The 6,052-nt window shown below is 68.8% G+C and carries 5 protein-coding genes; 2 read left to right on the forward strand and 3 right to left on the reverse strand.

What is annotated here, in order from left to right; translation table 11 throughout:
• Nucleotides 1-96: 96 nt before the first annotated feature.
• Both DEH69_RS26480 and DEH69_RS26485 read right to left on the reverse strand, forming a co-directional pair.
• Nucleotides 97-582: a hypothetical protein gene (locus DEH69_RS26480; protein ID WP_113689515.1), complete on the reverse strand. Its 486-nt coding sequence runs from the start codon at nt 580-582 to the stop codon at nt 97-99.
• A gap of 40 nt (nt 583-622) precedes the next feature.
• Nucleotides 623-1,717: a hypothetical protein gene (locus tag DEH69_RS26485; protein WP_113689516.1), complete on the reverse strand. Its 1,095-nt coding sequence runs from the start codon at nt 1,715-1,717 to the stop codon at nt 623-625.
• 407 nt (nt 1,718-2,124) lie between these two features.
• On the opposite strand from DEH69_RS26485, the gene DEH69_RS26490 reads away from it, so the two are divergent.
• Together DEH69_RS26490 and DEH69_RS26495 are read left to right on the forward strand one after the other, a co-directional pair.
• The gene (locus DEH69_RS26490) at nt 2,125-2,838 is read left to right on the forward strand and encodes a hypothetical protein (protein WP_113689517.1); all 714 of its coding nucleotides are present in this window, start codon (nt 2,125-2,127) and stop codon (nt 2,836-2,838) included.
• 82 nt (nt 2,839-2,920) lie between these two features.
• Nucleotides 2,921-4,945, forward strand: coding sequence for an FG-GAP-like repeat-containing protein (locus DEH69_RS26495; RefSeq protein ID WP_113689518.1), 2,025 nt, complete (start codon nt 2,921-2,923; stop codon nt 4,943-4,945).
• A 646-nt stretch (nt 4,946-5,591) separates the two neighbouring features.
• Here DEH69_RS26495 and DEH69_RS26505 read toward each other — a convergent pair.
• Nucleotides 5,592-5,954 carry a hypothetical protein gene (locus tag DEH69_RS26505; RefSeq protein WP_147255874.1) on the reverse strand — a complete coding sequence of 121 codons (363 nt, stop codon included), beginning with the start codon at nt 5,952-5,954 and terminating at the stop codon, nt 5,592-5,594.
• Nucleotides 5,955-6,052: the final 98 nt, after the last annotated feature.

The following is a 6,052-nucleotide window of genomic DNA, read 5'->3' on the forward strand; positions in this document are numbered from 1 at the left end:
TGCCGGGCCCGGAGGCCAGGAGCCCCGTTTCAGGGCCACGAAAAAGGTAACGGGGTAAGGGCGGCATCGCCCCTACCCCCCCTCGCCGACCCGGCGTCACGAGGAGCCTGACTCCTCGGGGTCCGGCTTGGGCGCCTTGGGGGTCTCCGGGGTCTGGGGCGGCTTGTTGAAGTCGCTCTTCTTCGGCCGGCTCTCCAGATCCGCGTCCTTCTGGAGGTCGGCGTGCTCCGTCACCGTGGCGCTCGACTCCCGCATGCCGGCGGAGGCCGCAGCCGACACCGACCCGGGATCCTGGGCGTACTGGGCCTGCGCGTCGGCGGACGCCTGGGTGGTCTGGATGAAGGAGCCGAGGAATCCCAGGACGGCCCGCGCTTCGGGCGACTGCTCCTGCACCACCTTCGCACGCGAGGAAGCCCCGTGGATCGAGCTGTTGAACAGGCTGGTGCTCGTGTCGTCGTAGGTGTCGTCGTCGGCGTCCTCGAAGTCGACCCCCTCGCCCGGCCGGGGCTTTGAGCGGTCGGTGGTCACGGAGAAGAGCCCCGCGCCGTTGCCCGCGGAGTTGAAGATGTTCTCGAACACCATGGTCGTCACCTCTGGTCGTCGTGGCGGTGGTGCGGCGTGGTCAGGGCTGCTTGTACAGCGTCTGCTGGCTGGTAGCCAGGCTCTCGCCGTCGAGCATCGTGTGGTGGACCTCCAACGCGGAGACCACCTCGGCCAGCCCTTTCATGCGGAAGCCACCGGGCGCCAGGTCGAGGTCGCCGATGTCCCGGGCGACCAACTGGTTGAGCCCGGGATAGGACTTGGGCTGTGGGGGAGCCAGGACCGCGACCGGCACGTCGTACTGCACCGCGATCAACCCGGAGAAGGTCACCGGGATCTCGTAGGTGTACTGCTTGCGGGCACGCCGCTGGGTGACGAAGGTCTCCACGCGGGAGTTGGGCGGGACCTTGCCGGAGATCTGCGACTTCGACGCCCAGCTGGTGGTCAGGGAGCCGCCCACGGTGGCCGCGATGCCCAGCGCCAGCTGGGCGTTGAGCGAGGCGTTGCCGGTGGCGCTGCCCGTGGTCGTGAACCCCACCGAGTTGGTCACCGTGTTCGACGCGGAGTTGGACGCGGAGTTCCGCGTGGACCCTTCGGTGGTGGTGGCGACGTCCGTCCCCATGCTGTCCTTGCTGGCCTTCTTGGTGACCGTCTCCGAGTTCCTGTTCGCCGTCTCGTTCTGGCACTGCGACTGGAGCTGGGACTGCAGGTCCATCCGGAGCTGGTTCTGCAACTGCAGCTGCAGAGAGGCGCCGACGCTGCCGCCGAAGGTGAGCTTGGCGTCTCCGTGGAGCGACCACGTGACCCCGTTCGACACGGTGAAGTCGACCGAGTCGGTGAAGTCCATGTCGGTCTGGCTGCGGTTGACGTAGGTGCGTGAGGAGAACGTGTCGGGCGGAGGCTGGCCGATGTCGCCCCGCACCTCGATCAGCGGCTCCCCGAGGTTCATATAGGCGAGCCAGCCGAGCTGGAACGCGGACCCGGGGAACGTGCCGAAGGCCGACTTGTTCACGGAGAACCCGACGGGCTTGTGCGGCACTCCTGAGTCATCCACATAGACCAGGTTGGGGTGATCCAGGATGGCCTGCCAGTTCTGTGCGATGTTGAGTTCGCGCAGGTTCTTCTTGGTCAGCGGTTGGCGCTTGGCCTGTTCCAGGTTGAAGGCGTTGGAAGGCATTCCCCGTCCTTGACTGATCTGACTGAACCGTGCTCGGCGATATAAGGAAACAGGCAGCTGCGTGCGTTCCGCCAAGTGAAGCTAGCACGCGCCCCAAGGGCGAGGGAAAGCGTCTCCGCCCATCCGCCCAATCGAGTGACAGAGGTTCGGCGGGGGTCTCAACTACCAGCAAAACATGGGGCGTTGAGGTGTTCGATCATTTACTCGAAGGCGTCTTCGTGTTCCCGCCTGCGGGTGTCCCCGACTCGAACGCTGTCGTTTTTGGGAGCGTTTGGTTCGGTCATCTCTTCGTTCTCGCGGTGGTTTTCGACAGCGGGGGTTGGGTGTATGTCGTGCCGCGTGATAGACCACTGCACTGAGCGCCCGACGCGCCGTTCTCCATATCCAGCACAGGTGAGGTTTCCGCGATGTACACCCAGGAACGCACGGCAATGGCGAATTTGGTGGTCGGCGGCCCCGTGGCGGTGAACAGCTATGACAACGCGATCGTGGCGGCGCTGGTCGAGAACCGGCCGGTCATGCTCGTCCACGCCTTCAACGGCGGCTATCTGCGGCCCGCCGAGCTGAGGGAGGAGAGCCACGACAAGGGGGTCAAACTGGCCACCGCGCTCGACCCGGCCACCAAGGACGCGCAAGGCCACCTCTGGTACATCACCCCCGGTGGCTTCTTCGGCCAGCGACCGCTGTACTACATCGAGAGCGCCGCCGGACAGGTCTCGCCCGCACCCGCCAGCGCGGCCGAGGCCGGGCGCGGCGACGACGGCACGCCCAAGCCCCAGCGGCGGCGCGTCACCGTCCACCAGGACGCCCCGAAGAGCACGGCCGACACCGTCCAGGTCGGCCTCCCCGACAAGGTCGGCGACAAGTGGCGTGGCAAGAACGGGGCGACCGAGGACACCCAGCTGTGGATCGTCACCGTCACGCCCTGGGGCGGGATCACGTTCGTGCCCATCGTCCACCCCGACGTCATCCTCGGCTTCAAGGACCACGCGGTGACGGCCGACAGCGAGGCGCGCCTCACCTACAACTGGGGTGGGGACTTCACCGGGACGATCATCAACACGTTCTACCCGCGGCTGCCCAACGAGTGGAGCGTCCCGTACCACCACATCTTCACCTGATCCCCGGTCACCGCATCCCCGGTCACCGCCACCCCACACCCGCCCCGAGCCCACGCCCACACCGCCTGGAAGAGGCACCACGATGCCCGTGCCCACGGAAGAACTGAAGCTGGAGATCGTCAACGCCGCCACGGGGAAGCCCCTCGGCGGCCGGTCCGCGCCGGGCGCGGAGGCGTCGCTCGTCGTCCGCGACATCCCCGACGGTGGCCCGGGCCCTGAGCAGTGGCAGCTGGCCCCCGTGCCGTCGGCCCAGGGCGGCGACGCGGCGCAGGAGCCAGCCTATGTCATCCGCGACGCGGTCAGCGGCCAGGTGCTCGACGATCCCGGCACCGGGGACCGGGGCGTCCGTCGAGGGGCCGCCGCCGCTGGCCGCAAGAGCCAGCAGTGGCATGTCGTCCCCGTCGAGGGCGAGGCGGGCCTGTACCGCATCGAGGGCGTGACCGACGGGGCCGTTCTCGGCCTCGGCGAACCCGGCACGGACGAGACCCCGGTCGTGCTGTGCGAGTACGACGACGACGCGGAGAGTCAGCGCTGGCGGTTCGTGCCGGCCGAGACCGAGCGCACCAGCGACCCCGTGCTGCGCTGGGCACCGCTGAGCCACTGGAACGGCCGCCAGTCCTGGCGCTTGGTCAACTCGCCCGCGCTGCGCCCGGTACCCGAGGCGACGCCCTGCTTCAGCGACGTGCTGCTGGTCCTCGATCGGTTCGGGAGCGACCAGGACGCCGGCGGGTGGATCATCGACGGGGCCAACGGCTCGCGCGGCGGGCAGCCGACCGGCTGGGCCGGGGCCGGCGCGCGGTTCCTCGCCGACACCACCGGGACGGGACGAGCGGACATCGTCGCCATCACGACCGCGAAGGGGGCCGCGGCGGCGGCGAGCAGGGGGGACGGCAGGTTCGACGACGAGCAGGTCCTGCACCCGCCGATGCCCGCCCCGAGCCCGGCGGACCTGTGGACCGTCGTCGACACGACGGGCGACGGCCGCCCCGACATCGTCGTGCTCGCCGCCGACGGAGCCCGGATCAGCGCGCGGGGCGAGGACGGCGCGTTTGCGCCCGCGGGCGGTGAGCCGAACCTCAAGGCTTTCGGCCACGGCGATCAGGCGGGTGGTTGGCAGGTTGACAGGCACCCTCGGTTCCTGGTCGACACCACGGGGAGCGGCCGGCTGGACCTGGTCGGTTGTCACGACGACGGCGTCTGGGTCTCGCTCCAGGACGAGGACGGGGCGTTCGCCCCGATCGCCGAGGAACCCGTGCTCCGGGCTTTCGGCCACGGCGATCAGGCGGGTGGTTGGCAGGTTGACAGGCACCCTCGCTTTCTCGCCGACACCACGGGGAGCGGCCGGCTGGACCTGGTCGGTTGTCACGACGACGGCGTCTGGGTCTCGCTCCAGGACGAGGACGGGGCGTTCGCCCCGATCGCCGAGGAACCCGTGCTCCGGGCTTTCGGCCACGGCGATCAGGCGGGTGGTTGGCAGGTTGACAGGCACCCTCGCTTTCTCGCCGACACCACGGGGAGCGGCCGGCTGGACCTGGTCGGTTGTCACGACGACGGCGTCTGGGTCTCGCTCCAGGACGAGGACGGGGCGTTCGCCGAACCGCTGTACGTCCTCGACGCCTTCGGCGTCGACCAGGGATGGAGCTCGACCGGGGAACACCCGAGATTCCTCATCAGGACCACCGACAGCGGTGCGCCGGACCTCGTCGGCTTCGGCCCGCAGGGCGTCGTTGTGGCACGGGGCCGCGGTGACGGCACGTTCGAGCCCGCCAAGCTCGTCCTCAACGACTTCGGGACAGCCCAACGGTGGACGAGCGAGAAGCACCTCCGGCTCCTCACCGACGTCACCGGAGACGGCACCCCGGACATCGTCGGCTTCGGCGACGAGGGAGTCTGGGTGGCGCACAGCCGCGGCGACGGCCAGTTCGAGCAGGCGCAACTGGTGTGCCGAGGGTTCGGCTACCACGAGGACGCCGGCGGCTGGCGGGTCGACCAGCACCCCCGCTTCCTCGCCGACATCACCGGCGACGGGCGCGTCGACATCGTCGGCTTCGGCGGCCCGGGAGTGCACGTGGCCCGCAACCTCTTCCGCCGCTTCAGGACCCGGTAGCCGGGTGCGGCATGATCTACCAGCACTCGGACCGCGACCGTCAGCGTGAGGTGGCCCGGGGCATCGACGCTCGGGTTCGGGCGTTGCGGGAGGCATCTGGCACGGATCTGGCACGCGAGCCGTAACAGCCCCGAACAGCACGATGGCCCGGGTTGGGGATAGAGCCCCTGACCTGGGCCTTTCTCTGGAGCGGGCGACGAGAATCGAACTCGCGCTCTGAGCTTGGGAATCACCGGGGCTTTGATTGCGTGGCCGCAGGTCAGCCGCTTGTGAAGGTCATGACTGCGGCCCAGTGCCCTGTTGTCTCTTGCCCCTATCGGCCGTGGTTTACCGCCCTTGCTGGTGCGTTAGTGGTTTGAAACGGACATTCTGGCCGCGGCGACCATCGTGGCGCAGCCGACGTCAGCGTCCGCCCCGGCGGCGTCTCCTCCGGGGCGGGAGTTCGATCAGCCGCCTGTGGCTCGCCGCCAGCACGACCGCAACACCCGTTCCACTCGGTGCCGTCCGTCCGCGTCGACATCGCAGAACTGCATGACCTTCGTGATCCGCACCGGGGATCTCCGCCGGCGCGTAGGCCGTCTCCGACTCGATGGCGACGTGGAGGTCCTCAATGCTCAGGCCGTCATCATCGAACAACTGAACGGCTTTAAGCCCTCCACAGCGGCGTGCTCGGCTCCAGGCCCGCCTTTTGGAGGAACCCGGCCGCGCCGTGGGGCGTGGACAGGCGTTCGGAGACGGCGCGTAGCGCCTGGTCCGCCGACCGATGCTTCCTCAACTGATCGGCGAGCCCGTCCACCAGGATCGGCCACCCGCCGGTGGTCTCCAGCAGCCGGTCGAGTTCTGCCTCGGTGGTGAACGCGTTCATTTCGAGTGCCCAAGAGCGCAGTCCGCTCGCCGTGAACCTGCGCAGCGGAATGACGTGGACATCGGCCTCCCGGTCATCGGAGAGGACGGCGGACCACAGCCTGAGCTGACCCGGACCCGCGACGATCACCGCTGATCTGGTCACTCCCGCACGCTCGGGCAGCCGCTCCGGGCGTAGTCGAGTGCCTCTAGCCTCGTGCTTTCACGAGGTGGGCTGTCCAGAGGTTGATCACGAAGACAGAA

This window comes from Streptomyces sp. PT12, assembly GCF_003311645.1.
Classification (GTDB): Bacteria; Actinomycetota; Actinomycetes; order Streptomycetales; family Streptomycetaceae; genus Streptomyces.